The organism is Actinorhabdospora filicis, assembly GCF_030269765.1.
GTDB classification, from domain to species: Bacteria; Actinomycetota; Actinomycetes; order Mycobacteriales; family Micromonosporaceae; genus Actinorhabdospora; species Actinorhabdospora filicis.
Genome location: NZ_BSTX01000003.1, coordinates 906,232 through 922,000, shown reverse-complemented (window position 1 = coordinate 922,000; position 15,769 = coordinate 906,232). Strand labels below are relative to the sequence as shown.

16 protein-coding genes and 1 riboswitch are annotated in these 15,769 nt (G+C 71.7%); of the genes, 4 read left to right on the top strand and 12 right to left on the bottom strand.

Annotated elements, in window-relative coordinates; all coding sequences use genetic code 11:
* Positions 1-47: 47 nt before the first annotated feature.
* Positions 48-347, bottom strand: a complete 300-nt coding sequence (locus QSK10_RS24565; RefSeq protein ID WP_285665308.1) for a hypothetical protein — start codon at positions 345-347, stop codon at positions 48-50.
* Between the two features lie 108 nt (positions 348-455).
* On the bottom strand, positions 456-2,069 hold the full coding sequence (locus QSK10_RS24560) for an ABC-F family ATP-binding cassette domain-containing protein (RefSeq protein WP_285665307.1): 1,614 nt from the start codon (positions 2,067-2,069) through the stop codon (positions 456-458).
* A gap of 370 nt (positions 2,070-2,439) precedes the next feature.
* Positions 2,440-2,579: riboswitch (cyclic di-AMP (ydaO/yuaA leader) on the top strand.
* A gap of 7 nt (positions 2,580-2,586) precedes the next feature.
* On the opposite strand from QSK10_RS24560, the gene QSK10_RS24555 reads away from it, so the two are divergent.
* Together QSK10_RS24555 and QSK10_RS24550 are read left to right on the top strand one after the other, a co-directional pair.
* Positions 2,587-3,600, top strand: coding sequence for a coiled-coil domain-containing protein (locus QSK10_RS24555; RefSeq protein WP_285665306.1), 1,014 nt, complete (start codon positions 2,587-2,589; stop codon positions 3,598-3,600).
* Positions 3,601-3,780: 180 nt separating this feature from the next.
* Positions 3,781-4,998 carry a L,D-transpeptidase gene (locus tag QSK10_RS24550; protein ID WP_285665305.1) on the top strand — a complete coding sequence of 406 codons (1,218 nt, stop codon included), beginning with the start codon at positions 3,781-3,783 and terminating at the stop codon, positions 4,996-4,998.
* A 109-nt stretch (positions 4,999-5,107) separates the two neighbouring features.
* On the opposite strand, the gene QSK10_RS24545 is transcribed toward QSK10_RS24550, so the two are convergent.
* The 3 genes from QSK10_RS24545 to QSK10_RS24535 all read right to left on the bottom strand — a co-directional run bounded on the left by QSK10_RS24545 (position 5,108) and on the right by QSK10_RS24535 (position 8,221).
* Positions 5,108-5,701 carry a cellulose binding domain-containing protein gene (locus QSK10_RS24545; protein WP_285665304.1) on the bottom strand — a complete coding sequence of 198 codons (594 nt, stop codon included), beginning with the start codon at positions 5,699-5,701 and terminating at the stop codon, positions 5,108-5,110.
* Between the two features lie 505 nt (positions 5,702-6,206).
* The gene (locus QSK10_RS24540) at positions 6,207-7,535 is read right to left on the bottom strand and encodes a sensor histidine kinase (RefSeq protein WP_285665303.1); all 1,329 of its coding nucleotides are present in this window, start codon (positions 7,533-7,535) and stop codon (positions 6,207-6,209) included.
* Positions 7,532-8,221 carry a response regulator transcription factor gene (locus QSK10_RS24535; protein WP_285665302.1) on the bottom strand — a complete coding sequence of 230 codons (690 nt, stop codon included), beginning with the start codon at positions 8,219-8,221 and terminating at the stop codon, positions 7,532-7,534. Before QSK10_RS24535 ends, QSK10_RS24540 begins: the two co-directional genes overlap by 4 nt.
* Before the next feature lie 152 nt (positions 8,222-8,373).
* On the opposite strand from QSK10_RS24535, the gene QSK10_RS24530 reads away from it, so the two are divergent.
* Complete coding sequence (locus tag QSK10_RS24530) at positions 8,374-8,844, top strand: hypothetical protein (RefSeq protein WP_285665301.1); 471 nt, start codon at positions 8,374-8,376, stop codon at positions 8,842-8,844.
* 141 nt (positions 8,845-8,985) lie between these two features.
* Complete coding sequence (locus tag QSK10_RS24525) at positions 8,986-9,987, top strand: hypothetical protein (RefSeq protein ID WP_285665300.1); 1,002 nt, start codon at positions 8,986-8,988, stop codon at positions 9,985-9,987.
* A gap of 42 nt (positions 9,988-10,029) precedes the next feature.
* Here QSK10_RS24525 and QSK10_RS24520 read toward each other — a convergent pair whose 3' ends face one another.
* The 7 genes from QSK10_RS24520 to QSK10_RS24490 form a co-directional block, all read right to left on the bottom strand.
* Positions 10,030-11,085 carry a DNA glycosylase AlkZ-like family protein gene (locus QSK10_RS24520; RefSeq protein ID WP_285665299.1) on the bottom strand — a complete coding sequence of 352 codons (1,056 nt, stop codon included), beginning with the start codon at positions 11,083-11,085 and terminating at the stop codon, positions 10,030-10,032.
* Positions 11,082-11,558, bottom strand: a complete 477-nt coding sequence (locus QSK10_RS24515; protein ID WP_285665298.1) for a hypothetical protein — start codon at positions 11,556-11,558, stop codon at positions 11,082-11,084. Before QSK10_RS24515 ends, QSK10_RS24520 begins: the two co-directional genes overlap by 4 nt.
* A gap of 44 nt (positions 11,559-11,602) precedes the next feature.
* Positions 11,603-11,989 (bottom strand): VOC family protein, encoded by a 387-nt coding sequence (locus QSK10_RS24510; RefSeq protein ID WP_285665297.1) that lies wholly within the window; start codon positions 11,987-11,989, stop codon positions 11,603-11,605.
* A 63-nt stretch (positions 11,990-12,052) separates the two neighbouring features.
* A complete protein-coding gene (locus tag QSK10_RS24505) occupies positions 12,053-14,584 on the bottom strand; it encodes a TPR repeat domain-containing protein (RefSeq protein ID WP_285665296.1) in 2,532 nt (843 codons plus the stop codon).
* A gap of 6 nt (positions 14,585-14,590) precedes the next feature.
* On the bottom strand, positions 14,591-14,938 hold the full coding sequence (locus QSK10_RS24500) for a hypothetical protein (protein WP_285665295.1): 348 nt from the start codon (positions 14,936-14,938) through the stop codon (positions 14,591-14,593).
* 107 nt (positions 14,939-15,045) lie between these two features.
* Positions 15,046-15,384 carry a DUF3817 domain-containing protein gene (locus tag QSK10_RS24495; protein WP_285665294.1) on the bottom strand — a complete coding sequence of 113 codons (339 nt, stop codon included), beginning with the start codon at positions 15,382-15,384 and terminating at the stop codon, positions 15,046-15,048.
* A complete protein-coding gene (locus QSK10_RS24490) occupies positions 15,381-15,767 on the bottom strand; it encodes a hypothetical protein (protein ID WP_285665293.1) in 387 nt (128 codons plus the stop codon). Before QSK10_RS24490 ends, QSK10_RS24495 begins: the two co-directional genes overlap by 4 nt.
* Between the last annotated feature and the right edge of the window lie 2 nt (positions 15,768-15,769).

The following is a 15,769-nucleotide window of genomic DNA, read 5'->3' as shown; positions in this document are numbered from 1 at the left end:
GGGGAGGATGATCGCATCCCCGGCGGGCCCGGGTGAGCGGACCCGCTTCAGTCCGCGCGCAGGCTCGTCCCGATACCCGGTTCCAGCTCGACTTCGCCCTCCGGGCGCTGCACGCGTCCCGGCGCGGTGATCTCGGTGGCGATGCCCGCCTCCGGATACGGCGGCGGGGCTTGCGCACACGTGAGTCCTTCACGGGGTCTGCGCCGCTGGCGGAGGCTGACCACCATCGCGGTCACGACGAAGCCGATGGCGATCGCCGCCGCCAGCAACCCGATGATCTCCCCGGACCCCGAGGCCCAGGCGGCGGCCGTACCGGCGGCCGCTTCATAGGAATGACTGCCCCACACGAGCCGCTCCCCACCCGTCGTTCGTCGCCTGTGTCACCGGGTGGTCGACCGGGTTGGGCAATTCGTTCGGTTACGACCCAGTGACATATCTATGGTCACCGATGTTCGCTACGTAGCGCAAGTGTCCACTGACAACAGTTCGGTCACCTTTCCGTCAGCCACTCTCCATTGTCGACCGATGCCCGCGCGCTCGGCGAAATATGCGTCGTGCGTCACTACTACGAGCGTGCCCGTATAGGCCCGGAGTGCTTCTTCGACCACGTCGAGGGATTCGAAATCGAGGTGGTTGGTCGGCTCGTCCAGCAGCAGCATCCGGGCGCCGCTGTTCACCATCACCGCCAGCAGCAGCCGCTGCATCTCGCCGCCGGACAGCGTGGACAGCAGACTTCGCCGCTCTTCGGCGCCGAAAAGGTATCCGGCCAGCATCCGCTCGGCCTCGTCGACGTAGACCGGCACGCGGGAGCGGAAGAAGTCCAGCACGGTCAGCCGCCCGATGCGGCCGTGCCGCAGCGCGTCGTGGGTCTGCGGCAGGCGGGCGGTGGGCAGGTCGGTGTGCCCGGCGAGTGCGCGCAGCAGGGTCGACTTGCCCGCGCCGTTGCGGCCGGTGATGACGACGCGGTCCCCGGCGGCGATCTCCAGGTCCACGCCGTCCAGGACGGTCCGGGTGTCGTAGCGCAGGCTCAGGCCCGACACCGACAGCACCGACCCCTCGTCGGCCTCGATCGCGGGGAACGCCAGGACCAGCGCGGGCCGGGTCTCGGGCGCGGCGATCCAGCGCGCCGAGGCCATCTGGCGGCGCAGGCGGCGCTGCCGGGCCTTCCCCTTCTTGGCGACCTTCGCCGACAGGCGGCGGGCCGAGGAGTCCTTGGTGGCGGTCTCCACCGACATGGCGTGGCCGAGGGTCTTCTCGATGTCCTCCTCCCAGCGCGTCCGGTCCTTCTCCTGCGCCTCGAAGTCGCGCAGCAGCCGCTCCCAGCGGCGCTGCTTCTCGGCGCGGTAGGCGGTGTAGCCGCCCTCGTAGAGCTGCGGCTCGTCGTGGACGCCGTCGAGCTCGACCACGCGCGTCACCGCCCGGTCCAGCAGGAACCGGTCGTGGCTGACGATCACGACCCCGCCCGGATAGCCGGCCAGCCACTCGGCGAGCCAGGCCACGCCCTCGGCGTCGAGGTGGTTGGTGGGCTCGTCGAGCAGCAGGACGTCGGGCCGCGCCAGCAGCAGCCGGGCGAGCATGAGCCGCGACTGCTCGCCGCCGGAGACGAACTCCACCGGCGCGCCCTCGGCGAGCCCGGTGATGTCGAGGCGCTGCCGGACCTCGGCCAGGCGCGACTCGAAGGTCCAGCCGGCGCGGGCGATCCAGGCCTCCTGGACGCTCCCGTACTCCTCCAGCACCTCCTCCCCGGCGGCCAGGGCGGCCTCCAGGGCGGCCATGCGGGGGGCGAGGTCGCGCAGCTCGGGGTCGCCGCCGCGCAGGAAGTCCCCGACGGTCTGCCCGGGGTCGGGGACCTGCTGGGCGAGGTACCCGGCACGGACGCCGGGGCCGAGCTCGACGCGTCCGGTGGTGGGATCCTCCTCACCGGTCAGCAGCCGCAGGAGGGTGGTCTTTCCGGCGCCGTTGGGACCGACGACGCCGATCCGGTCGCCCTTGTTGACCACGAGGTCGACGCCGGTGAACAGGTACTCGGTGTCGTAGTGCTTGGCCAGCGCGGTGGTGCGGAGTAGCAAGGTGGCTCCCGTGGGTTGTGCGGACATGGGAGACGCCGCGAGTGCCGCCGGACGGCTGGTGAGGGGGTGTGGCTGACCGGCGGAGGCTGCGGAGCGCGCTCCCCATGGGGATGCTGCTCGACGCGGCGTCCGTGCGGTGCGGATTCGCACCGGCGGTCAGTTCTCCACTGTGTCGTACTCCCGGAGTCGGGTACGGGACGTGAGGAGTGTGCCGCACGGGGACGCGCCCGTCAAGCCGTTCCCACGAAGAGCGATGCCGCCAGTACGCCCGGCTATGCCGCACAGCCTGTCCCACCAGGGCATGCGCGCATCGGGTAGCCTGACCGCCGACCACCGTTCCCCTTGAGGCGTCCGTACCGGCCGACGTCGACGGTGGTCACCGCCGAATCGCCCTCGGGCGAACCGGGGACCCACCGATCCCCTTGGGGCGAATCCGCGTCCGCGCGGTAGGGCGACCTCTAGGCCCGAGCCCGTCAGCTAACCCGGTAGGCGGTCGGCTAGAGAGGCGAATGCGTTCGTGCCGAAGACGCGGAACACGCCCGCGCTGTTCCTCACGGTGCTGTCAGCGATCCTCGCGGTCGTCGTCGGCGTGCCACAGGCCGCCTACGCCGATCCCGACGACGAGGGCGGCTCCAAGGACATGCGGGAGCAGCTCGACGAGGCGATCCGGAACTATAACGACGCCCGGGACGCGCTGAACGACTCCAAGGACCGCCAGGTGCAGCTCGAAAAGGACATCGAGCAGGGCCAGGCCGACGTCGAGTCGCTCACCGCGCAGGTCAACGACATCGCCCGGGGCATGTACGAGGGCGGCACCCTCAGCCAGGCGACGGTGTTCTTGACCAGCGAGAACCCCGAGCAGACCATCGACGGGATGGTGCTCGTGTCGTTCCTGGGCGACCAGAGCGCGCGCAAGGTCACCGAGCTGAAGAACGCCAAGGGCGATCTGGAGGCCGACGCCGCGCTGCTGGAGAGCACCATCAACGACCAGAAGGAGTTCCTGGGGAAGATGGAGGAGGAGCGGGGCAAGGCCGCCCGCGCCATCGCCGCGCACGGCGGCGACGCCACCACCGGCCCCACGACCTCCGACGCGCCCAAGCCGGTCCCGGCGGTGCGGAACCCGAACGGGTCCCTGCCCGGCGAGGGCTGCTCCCAGAAGGACCCCACCAGCAAGGGCGGCGGCTGCCTGACCCCGCGCACCCTGCACGCACTGCAGGAGACCGAGGCGGCGGGCTGGACGCGGTACGTGGCCTGCTACCGGGGCGGATCGTGGGGTGAGCACCCGCAGGGCCGGGCCTGCGACTTCTCGGTCACGCCGCACGGGTTCAGCGGCGAGGCGAGCGGCGAGGCGAAGGCCTACGGCGACAACCTCGCCGGGTGGTACGTCCAGAACGCCGACGCCCTGGGCGTCCTGTACGTGATCTGGTACCGCAAGATCTGGATGCCCGGGCAGGGCTGGGTGACCTATGACGGGGCGGGCGGCGAACCCAACTCCGATCACACCAATCACGTGCATCTGTCCGTGCGCTGACGACGATCTGAGGGGCCCTGGCGGTTGTCAGCCGTATCGCGAAAATGAACAGACCCTTCAGGTGACGTCCGGAATTGTCCCGTTACTCCCGGTTGATCCCGTGAGATGACCCTCGGTGTGGGCCCCTCTCCACGCCTGAGCCGCCGTGCGCTTCGACGGTGGGCTGTACCTTGGTTCTCTATGGAACGACCCACTACCTCTCGTCGTGCCGTCCTGGGGGTGGCCGCCGGATCCGTCGCGCTGACCGGCCTCGCCGCCTGCAGCAACGGCTCCAAGGACTCCCCGGGACAGGCCGCCAGCTCGGCTCCGGCCGGTCCTCCGCTGGCCATCATCGCCCCCGCCGCCGACTCGACGGGCCTGCCCGTGTCCGCCGAGATCGAGGCGAAGGCCGAAGGTGGCGAACTCACCTCGGTCAAGCTCGTCGACGACAAGGGCGGTGAGGTGAAGGGCGAGTTCCGGCTGGACAAGTCCAGCTGGGTGCCCTCCGACCCGCTGGAGTACAAGACCACCTACACCGCCACCGTCGTCGCCACCGGCACCAACGGCGTCACCTCGACGCAGACGGCCACGTTCACCACGATGGCCTCGCCCGGCAAGCGCAAGGGCGCGGTCCTGTGGAACGGCGATGACGTCGTCTACGGCGTCGGCATGCCCGTCATCGTGCAGTTCAAGGACAACTACACCATCGACAAGGACAACCGCGCCGGCGTGGAGAAGCGGTTGTTCGTGAAGTCCGAGCCGCACCAGAAGGGCGCCTGGCGCTGGGTGAGCGGCGCGGTCCTGGAGTTCCGCCCCGAGAAGTACTGGGAGCCGGGCACCAAGATCGAGGTCCGCGTCGGCTGGGGCGGTCACCCGCTCGGCGACGGCGACTACGGCGCCACCGACATCACCGCCAAGTACAGCATCGACGACACCGCGCGCGAGATGATCGTCGACAACAAGAAGAAGACCATGGTCGCCATGGAGAACGGCGAGGAGAAGAAGACCGCCCCGGTCAGCCTGGGCAAGCCTTCGAAGCCCTCGTTCTACGGCACCATGGTGATCATGGAGAAGCTCCGCAAGACGGTCTTCGACTCCTCGACCTACGGTGTGCCCGTCGACTCCCCCGACGGCTACAAGACCGACATCGAGTTCGCGCAGCGCATGACCTGGGACGGGCAGTTCATCCACTCCGCCCCCTGGTCGGTCGGCGACCAGGGCAAGCGGAACGTGTCCCACGGCTGCATCAACGTGTCCCGCCCCAACGCCGAGTGGTTCTTCGAATGGGCCAACGTCGGCGACCCCATCCAGGTGCTCAACACCGAGGAGGGCGTCACCGAGGGCAACGGCTGGACCTGCTGGAACATGTCGTGGGAGGAGTTCCTGAAGGGCTCGGCGCTGCCCCCGCCGACCGTCTGACGGGACGAGGCGAGCGCGCGGCCGGAAACGGTCCCGCGCTCGTGACGGGTCGTGAGCGCGCGCCGGGATTCCGGCGCGCGCTTTTTCATGGGTGCGGACGGCCGGAATGTCACATTCCCTCCGAGCCGGGCCTCATGCCATGGCTCCCCCGGGCGTGCCCGCCCGCCTCTAACGGCGCTCCCTCATGCGGCGGCTTCTCGTGCCGCGCGGTCCGCACGTGCCCGAGCCGGGTAATGGGCACACGCGGCTCCGCGAAGGCGAGAGCGGGCGCCACCATGGCCGGGCGGCGCCCGCTCTCTTTCCTGCCGGGGAGCAGGTCCCACCCGGCGCACTCGTGACCGTCGACGAGGCAATCGCCGGGGATGATCTCTCGTACCGCGGCGAGAGTGAACCCGATCCGCGTGCCGGCACCGGGTCCGAGGACGCTGTTCCAGCCCATCGGGGTGACCGTGTGCGTACTTCCGCTGGTACGCAGCACCCCGTTCCACAGGCTCGCGACACCCGCGTCCCCGGGAAGCGAGAAGGACAGGGCCCACCCGTCCACGGCTTCCTCCCCGGTGTTCGTGATCGTGTACACCCCCGCCTGGCCGCCCTCCCACACGCTCGTGGTCTCGTACGTCGCGGTGATCCCATCGGTCTCGGCCGCGTCGGCCAACCCCGTCACCACGCCGCCGACAAGGGCGAGCGCGACACCGACCACCACGGGGAGGAGCAGGTTCCCGCGCAGTCTCATGCCGCTCCCTTCGGGGTCGCGGGATCAGTGAAACCGGTCACGGGGTGCGCGAGGTGGGGTTTTAGGGGGAGTTAAGGCGGGGATTGGGGGGTTTTAGCGGCGGTTGGGGTCATCCCCGCGCACGCGGGGAACACCTTGGTGATGGTGGATCGGCCGAGGCCGGTGGCGGCTCATCCCCACGCCCGTGGGGAACACAGGCGCCCGCCCGGCTGGCGGGACGCGAGGACCGGCTCACCCCCACACCCGTGGGGACCACCGCCTGGCCGCGCCCCGGGGCGGCACCGTGTACGTGTACGACCCCGGCTCACCCCCACGCCCGTGGGGAACACATCGCGCCGGCCGCGCTCGTGCTGCCCGGGATCGGCTCACCCCCACGCCCGTGGGGAACACCCTTCCCGACCTGCGCCGCTACGACACCACTCGCCAATTCTCACGCCGTCCAAGGCGCTCCACAATGTCGGCCTGCAAGGTCGGCCTACTTCGTCTCCGCCCGGTGCCGGCTCCGCCAGTACTTCCGCGGCTGCCGCTCGCTCTGCGGCCGCCCGAAGACCAGCGCGACCCGCGCTCCTCCCAGCCGGCTGTGCCCCAGATGCAAACTCCCGCCCGTCGCGTCCGCCACGCGCCGCACGATGTCCAGCCCCAACCCGGTCGAGCCCGCTCCCGAGCGTCCGCGCTCCATGGCCTCCTCGGGGTCGGCGATGCCGGGCCCGCCGTCCTCCACCGCCAGGATGCGGCGGCGCACGTCCAGCACCGCCTGGAAGGGCGCGCCCTGGGGTGTATGCGCGAAGACGTTGCCGAGCATCGCGTCGACGGCCGCGCTCAGCTCCGATTTCGCCACCGGCACCCACAGCGACCTTCCGGTGCCCTCGGCGGTCCAGCGGCGGCCGTGGTCCTCGGCGAGGACGGCCCAGAAGGCGAGGCGCTCGGTGAGGACCTCGTCGACGTCGCAGGCGTCGCCGGTGCGTTCGGTGACCGAGCGGCGGGCGCCGAGGATGATCTCGTCGACCTGGCGTTGCAGCGAGTCGGCGGCCTCGCGGATGCGGTCGGCGTCGGGGCCGGGGGGCAGGGCGTCGGCGTCGAGGCGGAGGGCGGTGAGGGGCGTGCGCAGCCGGTGGGAGAGGTCGGCGGCGATCTCGCGTTCGGCGTCGACGATGCCGACGACCTGGTCGGCCATCGCGTTGAAGGCCGCGCCGGCCTCGGCGAGTTCGCGGGGGCCGTCGGTGTCGACGCGGGTGGACAGGTCGCCCTCGCCGAAGCGGCGGGCGGCGTCGCCGAGGCCGCGGGCGGTGCGGACGAGGCGCGCGCCGAGCCGGTCGGCGGTCACCACCGAGATGAGCACGAGCACGAACGCGAGGGTGGCCAGGGCGATGCGCGCGCCGGTGACGCCCTTGGTGAGTTCGCCGTCGGGGACGAAGACCTCGATGACGGCGGTGCCGCCGGGCAGGGCGACGGTGCGCAGGTAGACGAGCCCGGTCTCGGCTTCGGCGATGAGGGACCGGCCCTCGCTCGCGGCGGTGTCGACGTCGCCGGTGGCGGCGTGGGGGGTGCCGAGGACGGCGCGTCCGGGCACGTGGACGGCGAGGCGGCCGTTGGCTCCGGCGCGGGTGGCGAGCATGGCGCGCAGGATCTCGCCGGAGTCGTCGGTGACGGCCAGGACCGTCACCATCGCCGCGCTCTGATCGCGCGCGGCGGTCACCGCCCGGTCATGGGCGAGGCGGCCGACGACGATGGCGAGGGGCACCAGCAGCGCCAGCGCGACCATCGAGGTGGTGGCCAGGGCGACGCGGACGAGGGCCCATCTCACGGCTCGTCCAGCAGCATCACGCCGACGCCGCGCACGGTGCGCAGGAGCCTCGGCGCGGCGGCGGTCTCGCCGAGTTTGCGGCGCAGCCACGACAGGTGGACGTCGACGGTGGCCTCGGCGCCCAGGTACGGCTGGCGCCACACCTGCTCCACGAGCTCGCGCCGGGTGACCACGCGCCCGGCGTGCTCGGCGAGGTAGGCGAGCAGGTCGAACTCCCGCCGGGTCAGGTCGAGGGGACGCCCGTCGAGCTCGGCGCGGCGGCGCGACTGGTCGATCTTGAGGGAGCCGGTGTCGGTGACGCTGGGCGCGCGGCGGTCCTCGCGCATCCCGCCGCGGCGCAGGACGGCGGCCACGCGCGCCTGGAGGTGCGCCGCCGAGAAGGGCTTCATGACGTAGTCGTCGGCGCCGGCGTTCAGCAGGCGGATCATGGCGGCCTCGTCGTTGCGGGCGGTGGCCACGATGACGGGGACGTCGCTGATGCCGCGCATCATGCGCAGCGCGTCGGCGCCGTCCAGATCGGGCAGTCCGAGGTCGAGGATCACCAGGTCGGGACGGTCGGCGCTCAGCTGGCGCAGGGCTTCCAGCGCCGCCCCCACCGGACGCACGGCGTGCCCGGCGTTGGAGAGGGCGCGCGTCAGTGCCGCGCGCACGGTGGCGTCGTCTTCCACGAGCAGGACGGTGGCCATGGCACCGGACCATACCGCTACCGCCACCCGGCCGCGCATTGACAGACCTCCATGGATCGATACGTCCGGCTCCATGAGCTGATACGTCCGTATATGGCCTGTGGAAAGATGTGCGGCATGCCCCTTCAGGACCGAGCCCGCCGCGGTACGGCGTGAAGCGGCACCGCCCGGCCCTCACCGGCGCGCTGATCTGGCTGGCCACCACCGGCGTCGCCGTGCTGGTCGCCTGGCTCGGGCTGCACCCCGTGCTGGCCGCCGCCGTCCCCAATGACGGGCTGCCGGTCGAGCTCGGCGAGCCCGACGCGTCCCCGTCGGCCTGGCCGACCGCCGACTCGGCGACCAGCCGCGCCGAGCCGCTCGAACCCGGCGACGGCTGGCACTACCTGGCCGAGGGCGTGTGGGAGCGCTCGATCCACGCCGAGGGCGGCACGCTGACCGTGCGGGCCTTCGACGGGCGGGTCGCGCTCATCGCGGCCACTCCCCGCGACGGCTACGCGATGATCGTCGACGACCGGGATCCGGCGCACCTCATGGTGATCTTCCGCTCCGGCGACGGCGGCGAGTCCTTCGCCGACGTCCGCTGGCTGGGCGACGGTCCCTACGCGGCGGTCACCGAGCGGTAGGGGACCTCCCTTACGGGTGGGTCTATCCCCCCTGAAATCACGGGTGCTCCGCCCCGCCGCAAGGTGGTTCTGCGTCCAATGCGGACGGCGCTCCTCCCCCGAAGGATGAAGGGCACAAGCCCCTCGCCCACGGAGGAAGCAATGACCACCATCGGCAACCGCGCCCGGACCGTCCTGTCCTGGCACCGGCCCCTCATGATCCAGGTCGCCCTGATGTCCGGCCTCGTGCTCGTGGCCCTCGGTGGCGTGCTGATCGACGACCGCGTCCAGAACGGCGTCTCCGTGTGGGAGAAGCCCCTCAAGTTCGCCGTCGCCTTCGTCGCCTACGGCCTCACCCTCGGGTGGATGCTGTCGCTGCCGCACAAGGGACGCCGGTTCACCTGGTGGGTCGGGACGGTCGTCGCGCTGTCGGGGACCGCCGACGTCGCGGTGATCGCCATGCAGGGCGCGCGCGGCACCTTCAGCCACTTCAACACCGCCGACGCCTACGGCGAGCTCACCCAGAACGTGTTCTCCATCGGCGTGCCGATCCTGATGCTGGCCAACATGATCCTGGCGATCACCCTGATCGTGCAGCGCGTCGGCGACAAGGGCACCGCGATGGCGGTGCGCCTGGCGGCGTTCTACTCCATCGCCGGGATGTTCCTGGGCCTGCTGATCTCGATGAACCCCGACGGCCAGAGCGGCGACTACACCGACGGCAACGGCGACCCCGTCACGCTGGCGATCTCGCACTCGGTCGGCACCCGCGACGACGCGCCGGTCATGCCCTTCACCGGCTGGAACGCCACCGCGGGCGACCTGCGCATCCCCCACTTCGTGGGCATGCACGGGATGCAGGTCATGCTCCTGGTGGGCCTGCTGGTGGCGGGCCTGGCGGCGCGGGTGGCGTGGCTGCGCGACGAGCGGACGCGCCGGGCGGTCATCGGCGTGGCCGGTCTCTGCTACGGCGGCCTCACCGCCCTGGTGACGTGGCAGGCGCTGCGGGGGCAGTCGCTGATCCACCCCGACGCCAAGACGTGGACGGCCCTGGGCGCCATCGCGGTGGTCACGGCGGCGCTGTTCGCGGTGACCGTGGCGGTCGGGAAGTCCCGGGCCCGCGCCGAGGCGCGCATGGACGCCCGGGTCCCCGAGCTCGTCTGATCCCTTCCCTCAGCGGCGCCGTCCACACCGGACGGCGCCGCTTCACACGTCCAGGACGGCCGCGGTGAAGCCGCGCGCGACGGCGAGCAGGTCCGCCTCGGCTTCCAGGCGCTCGCCGACGGTGGCGGAGAGCCGTCCGAAGGGGACGATCGTGACGCGCAACCGGCGTCCGGCGGCCTTCTGCGTCCAGTAGCCGACGAGCTCGCCGTCGGCGAGGACGGCGCCCCGGCGGCTCAGGTTCTTCCACAGCTCGGCGCGGTGGGCGGCCTCGGGCAGCAGCAGCTCGCGGTCGCCGAGCAGGTAGGCGTCGGAAGGCGGCAGCAGGCGGACGTAGTCCGGGCGCGCGGCGGCACGCAGGTCGTCCAGCCGCTCGCCGGGGAACCACGCGACCCGGCCGTCGAGGTCCACTTCGGACAGCCCGGCGGGCCAGAACTCGCGCGCCCGCGCGGGCCGGGTGTCGAGGAAACCGGCGATCTCGGCCGGTCCGCCCGGCCCGGTGGCCGCCAGGAACGCGGCGATGAGCCCACCGGTGCCCTCGGGGGCCTCGGGGACGCCCTCCCAGTCCGGCAGCCGCCGGAAGGTCAGCTGCGGCGACTCGGGGACGGCCACGAGCCCGGCCGGGAGCGCGCCGTGCCGGAACAGCGACTCGTACACGTGGAAGGTCCCGCAACCCGGGCAGTCGTAGGAGTACTCCGGCGGGACGGCGGCCGTCACCGCCGCGCTCAGCTCGCCCTTGGTGAGCGGCTCGGCGGCCGCCTCGCGCATCGCCGCGGCGACGTCGGCGAAGGCCGCGCGGACGTCCACGCCCGCCTTCGCCAGCTTCGCGCCGGTGCTCTGCAAGCGCGCGGCGGCGTCCGCCGGCGAGTGCGGCCACAGCGCGCGGGCCAGGCCGGGCAGGTCACCGGCGGGATGCAGGTGCGGCGCGCCCCGGTGGGTCCACGTCATCGCGTCCGGCTCGGCCGCGCCGCGCGCGGTCAGCGCCGCCACCGCCGAGCCCGGCGGGGTGTCCTGGACGCCGAGGACCGGCCGGAAGCTCCCGTCCCGGGCCAGACCCTGCGCGGCGGCGCGGTACCAGCGGACCTGCTCGCGTGTGATCACCCGGCCAGGCTAGCCAGCTCCCGCGACACTTTCACGGCACTCGACTCGCGCGAGGTGCCCAGGACCTCCGCGAGGGACTTCAGGCGCGCCAGGTCGGCGGCGTCGGTGCCGCCAGCGCGGCACAGCACGACCCGCGCGGCCGGGGTGCGCTCACCGGTGGCCAGCAGCAGCACGAGTTCGCCGCGCTCGCGGATCAGCGTCGCGGCGGCCTTGTGGGCGGGGACGCGGTACGGCCCGGCGAGCAGGCGGGCGGGCTCGACGCGCAGCTCGGTGACCGGCTCCGGGCGCGTCAGCCGCAGCAGCGCCCACAGCGCCGTCGGGGCCAACGCCGCCAGCAGCGGCACCAGCGTCCCGGAGGCCAGCGCGACGAGCCCCGCCAGCCAAGTCAGCACGGCCAGGGCGAGGACGGCGGAGACCACCTCCCGGTGCGCGCGGTGTCTGCGGGGCACGGTGAAGACGGCGACCTCGGGCATGGCGGCACCTTCGGGAGGGGTTCGAAGCGGGCCCGAGCAGGCTACTACTTCGCGGGCGGGCCGATGAAGTCCCAGCGGTTGCCGTAGAGGTCGGCGAAGACGGCGACGGTGCCGAACTCCTCGTGGCGGGGCTCCTCTTCCCAGGCGACCCCGGCGGCCTTCATGCGCTCGTAGTCGCGGTGGAAGTCGTCGGTGTAGAGGAAGAACCCGACGCGCCCGCCGGTCTGGTCGCCGACGCGGGAGGCCTGGTGCTCGCCATCGGCCTTGGCGAGCAGGAGCGAGGCGTCGCCACCGGCGGGCCGGACCACGACCCACCGCTTGGTCTCGCTCATCCGGGTGTCCTCGGCGAGTTCGAAGCCGAGGACGCCGACGTAGTAGGCGATGGCCTCGTCGTAGTCGGATACGACGATGACGACCTGTCCGATGCGCATCGCGTCATCATGACGGCGGTGCCGCCCGGCGCGCCGGAAGGGCACGCCGGGCGGTGTCGCCGGTCACTGCTTTTCGTTATTGCGCCACTGCTGGTACTCCTGCCAGGAGTCCTGGGCGTCGTCGACGCTCTTGGCGTAGCGGTAGACGTCGAACTGGCCGTTCTCGACGAGGTCGCGCAGGCCGGCCTTGATCAGCTGGTCGCGCAGTTGCGCCTGGACGCGGGGGACGTCCTCGTTGGCGCCGAGGTCGCGCAGCCTCGTCCCGTCCTCGTTCAGCAGGCCCTTGTCGAGGTCCTTGACGTCGACCTTGCCCTGGTCGATGGCGTGGTCGAGCATCGAGTGCTTGGTGAGCAGGTCGAACTTCTCGGGGCTGATGTGCCCGACGACGGGCCGCATGTCCACGTCGTTGGGGTCGGGGGCGGTGGGCGCGTCGATGAAGAAGGGGACGAAGCCGCCGACGACGCCCTGGACGACGTTGACCGGGAGGTTCCGCAGGAACACCCCGCCGGTGGGGCCGCCGAGGCTGCGCCCGCCGTGGGCGAGGGCGTAGTTGTTGTCCCAGGCCGAGACGGAGTTGTTGGCCTGGTTGAACGCGAAACCGATGCCGCCGCTCATGATGCCGGTGATGCGCTGGTTCTTGGCGACCTCGTCGCCGTAGGCGGTCGCCTCGGCCCGCTCGTGATCGCCGACGGCGTCGAGCATGTTGTTCTTGAGCGCGGCGTCGAAGTAGCCCAGGAGCCGCCCGGAGGTGGCCGCGAGGCTGCCGCGCGCCCCGGGGTCGTCGGTGCCGACCATGTCGCCGGTGTTGCGGTACATCGTGCCGAGGATGTCGTTGCCGAGCTGCGCGGCGGCCTTGGGGTCGGCGACGATGAGCTGGAAGAAGCGGGCCCGGTCGTCGGGGTCGATCTGGAGCTTGTCGGGCACCCACACCTCGCCGTTGGGGCCGGAGACCATGTAGCCCCACTGGGTCTTGGCGCCCTCCACGCCGTCGCGTCCGCCGAAGGACTGGAGGTAGGCCGAGGCCACGTCCCCGAGGGCCTGCGAGATCTTCGGGTTGGCCACGCCCATCGGGACGTCGGTGGCGTCGCCGATGCGGCCGCCGGAGTCGGTGAAGAACTGGAAGGCGCTCTGGTCCCAGGCGGTCTTGTGGGTGTTGGTCAGGATGTCGATGACGGCCGCCGAGGACACTCCGGCGAGGTAGCGCTCGTAGGAGTCGGAGCCCCTGGACGCCGCCGGGATCCAGTCGACGAGCTTGGCCGCCGCCGCGCCGCCGTCGGTCCAGTCGTTCTTCCCGAACAGCTGCCGCAGCACGAACTCGGGGGTGTCGGCCCCGAAGCGCTCGGTGCGGTAGCCGCCGGTGAGGACCTCGCGGACGGCCTCGTGGTTGCGGGTGGCCACGCCCAGCAGCGTCTGGAGCGGCTCGACGTCCTCCTTCTCGTCGAGCATCGAGGCGTACTCGGCCGAGCGCAGGGTCAGCAGCCCGGAGAACTTCAGGCCGCCCTGCAGCGCCGGGGCGGCGCCCAGCAGCGCGGCCAGCGGGACGAACTCGGCGCGCCAGAAGCCCTCGGCGCCCTCGCCGGCGGGGATGTCCCAGGTCTCGGGCAGCTCCGCCTCCAGCGACCGGCGGACGTCGGAGGGCAGCAGCTCGTAACCGCCGCCGATGCCGTCGTCGGACAGGGCCAGCAGGCCACCGCCGAGCGCACCCCGGATCAGCGACTGGTCGGCGGCGCCGTAACCGGAGCCCTTGAGCCACGCGTCGATGTTCAGCAGCGCCGAGTCGCCCCGGAACGGGGTGTCGTCGCCGTTGTAGCCGCGGTTCAGCTCGCCGAAGAGGGTCTTGAGGTAGGCCAGTTCGCCCTTGGAGAGGTTCCCGCCGTGCTTCTGCATCCACAGCGCGTGCCCGGCCAGAGCCTGGAGGTTGATCAGCAGCTCGCGGTCGGCCTGGGTGAGCTTCCCGCCGCCCTTCAGCTTGGCGACCAGCATCTCGGCGAGCTTCTTGGCGTCCTTGCCGTCCAGCGGGACGGCGCCCTTGGCGCCCCACAGGTTGAACGCGGCCCACTTCATGGTGCCGTCGGAGACGAGGGCCTTGAGGACCTCCGTGGTCGGCCCGCTGCGCAGCTGCGCGCCGCGCGACTCGGTGTCGGTGTCGAACTTCGCGCGCAGCCGGACGGCCTCGGCGGTCAGCTCCGCCTCCAGGCTCTTCTGCGCGGCGTTGCGCCCGACGCTGTTGGCGCCCTCGCCGGGACCGCCGGTGCCGATCTCGAAGATCCGGTTGACGCCCTCGGCGTAGCGGGTGTCGAGGGCGGCCAGCTCGCGTTTGAAGGTGCCGACCTCGCCCGCCCAGGCGGTGAGGATCGAGCTGCCGAAGACCGTGGCCTGGGTACCCGACACCCAGGAGGTCACGTTGTCGCGGTTGCGGGCCTCGATGGGGTCGGCGACGATGTCGCTGAACTCCATCGCGCCGGCGTTGATGGCGTCCCGCAGCTCGCCGCCGCGCCCGGTGATGCGCCCGGCCAGGGACATCAATGTGTTCGCCTCGCCCGAGACGGCGGCCTCGTCGGCCTTTGTCTCCCAGGGGCTGGTGTCGAAGGCCATGGCCGCCTACCGGTTGATCTCGGTGATCTGGCGGTACCGGGCCTCGCCGACCTCCGGCGTCACCAGCCAGAAGCCGTCGGCGAGGTCGACGTCCTTGGCGACGGTGCGTCCGGTGCCGTTGACGATGTTCTCCCCGACCGAGCGGCCGTGGTCGTTGATCGACTGGAGGGCCTTGGCATTGTCACCGTGATAGGCGCGCAGGGCGCTCACGATGGGCGACTCCTTGGCGGCGCCCTCGGCCGCCGCGCAGGAGTCGTCGAAGGACTTCTTGATGCCCTGGAAGCCCTCGGCGGCTCCGACGGAGTCGTTCCCGGCCGCGCTGGAGCGCCCGGTCGACCTGATGCCCACTAGCATTGCTGCCTCCGTTCACAGTGGACGGTGGTGTGACGGCAGCCTAGTGAAAAACGACACTCAAGTGAACACGCGGCGACGAAGCTTTCCGCCGAAAAGGTGGCGGGAGGTCAGGCGGCCTCGGCGACCAGGCGCGGCTCGACCTGCCGGCGCACCCAGCGCTCGGCCACGAACGAGACCACCGGGATCGTCCCCGAGATCAGCACGCCCAGGGTCTTCGGCAGCGGCCAGCCCGCCCGGCGGGAGACATCGAAGGCGCAGATCAGGTACACCACGTACAGGAACCCGTGGACCGGCCCGATGATCGCCGACATCAGCACGCCGGTGCTCTCCAGGTCCGAGCCGTCCGGCGACAGGTACCGCAGCGGCATCGCCACGAAGAACAGCAGGATCAGCATGGTCCCGACGATGTACGCCATGATCCGGTAACGGGTCAGCGCCGCCTTCATGCGTTTTGTCTCCCGGGGTAGTCGCTCGCGCGCCGGTCCGGATTCTCGTTCATCCAGGCCAGGTACTCGTTGTACGCCGACAGCTCGTCATCGCCCGACGCGGGCCGCGCGTATGTCGCCTTCGTCTCGAAGGGCGACTCCATCGGCGGATCTTCCGGCCGCGCCAGCGGCCCGTTCTTGCGCAGCTCCTGCCGGATCTCACGAATCCACAGCGCGATCGCGCACAGCCCGAACAACGGCCACTCGAAGGCATAAGCCCAGCTCAGCGCGTTGCCACCGGCCGCCCGGCCGATCTGCCACCACGCCAGCCACGCGAACGCCGCCAGCACCACGACGAGCGCGGTGTGCGCGAAGATCCAACGACGGGTGAAGAACCGGGCCACCC